General features: G+C 49.0%; 1 protein-coding gene and 1 pseudogene. Both read right to left on the reverse strand.

The genetic code is table 11. The annotated features are described in order from the left end of the window. Positions 1–1,107: pseudogene (locus GRP75_RS26420) on the reverse strand (helicase-associated domain-containing protein); the annotation flags it as partial. 6 nt (positions 1,108–1,113) lie between these two features. Continuing rightward, positions 1,114–1,593 (reverse strand): helicase-related protein (locus GRP75_RS26425; protein ID WP_272917246.1); only part of this gene is annotated, 480 nt, incomplete at its 5' end.

Raw genomic sequence — 1,593 nt, forward strand, 5'->3', positions numbered from 1 at the left:
TTCAAAATCAGGTTGTACATAAAAAGTACCTTGTTCTTGATGTGTATCCTCGTAATTATTGGGACGAAGCATATCTATCACAGATACATCCCAGCGAAAACACAGTTCGCCCGATGCAGTCTGGCCCCAATCGCCCATTCCAAAAGCAGTCAGTGCCTTCAGCCAACCCTTCAATTCCTCCATGAAAGGTCCATTGAAATTAAAATCAGATACCGTTTCTCCCGCAAACCCTTCCGGATTTGAGATTGTAGGAACAAGGTCTAAAAGGGCACCGTTCTTGGGATCAGCTCCGTTCGTACTCTCCTGCTGGATTAGACCTACCTGAAGCATCCATTGCAGCAGACACTGGATAGATATCCACCCTTCTGATCCTACATACTGGGAGACGGCACACAGCATATAGCGAAAATGCTGCATAGACGCTTCGGCCTTGCCGTATCTTTCCATGAGTGTAGCAAAAATATGCTTGCGCATTTGCCAAGCAGACAAACGAATCCAAGTCTCCAGTTCCGTTTCCTGAACGCGAAAAGACACAGTTTCTTTCACTAACAGACCCAAACTGAGTAGCAAATCCATCATTACCACCGTTTGCACTGGATACAGCTCTGCATGCGCATAATGCAACCCAAGACCTATCAGGTCCTCTGGGCGAAAGGGGGTCAGTTCATTCAATTTTTGCAATGACCGCTTATGTATGGTTCCTTTGGCCGTCAAAGGAACGCCCTGTACCGCAATACGTGACAACGCATGCAGCAAATCCGACTCCAGGCCTGTCATTGATTCATGTACCGTTATCGGATGATCCGAATGCATCATGTTTATTGGATTTTGCTCTAACAACATATCGTACAGATCCGGTAGCCGATGAACCGGAATATATAAAATTCGTTCGCCCCACGATTTGGTAACAGCCTCCAGCCAGCCCCGGGCACGTAATCCACGCAGTGCCAGTTTCGTTTCGACTCCGCTTAACGCTCCCCGGGTAAGCTGTATAGGTTCTTCTTCCTTCATGGGCTGTCCCGCGTACCGGATAAAGCATTGTCTAAGCACCAGCAGCTCATCTGATGAAAGCTCATTCCAGCTGTCTTGCGTGTTCGTTACGCCCATTCTTGATTAGGCCTCCTTTTTCTTTCCACGATCTCCAGGCTTATCATCCCGGCCTACGATAGCCTCTGTCACACTAAATCTGCGAACCGCATATTCATAGCCTTGCTCAATCAGAAACAGCTGACGACGAGCTGCAAAATCCGTCTCCTTGCTATTCTCCGTCACTAGCGCATAAAAATAAGCTTTATTCTCGCCCGACTTTGGTCGCAAAATGCGGCCCAGTCGCTGCGCTTCTTCCTGACGAGAGCCAAAGCTACCCGATACCTCTATGGCTACTGCCGCATCCGGCAGATCCACCGCAAAGTTTGCAACCTTGGATACCAATAGGGTCCGAATTGTCCCCTTGCGGAACGCATCAAACCAACGCACCCGCTCCGTCTGGCTCATTGAACCCGTAATCAGTGGGACACCGAGCTCCTGAGCCAATATACGCAATTGGTCCAAATACTGACCAATAATAAGCGTGGGCAAGCCGCTGTGCTGCTG

The sequence above is a fragment of the Paenibacillus sp. OT2-17 genome, assembly GCF_009827695.1.
Classification (GTDB): domain Bacteria; phylum Bacillota; class Bacilli; order Paenibacillales; family Paenibacillaceae; genus Paenibacillus; species Paenibacillus polymyxa_B.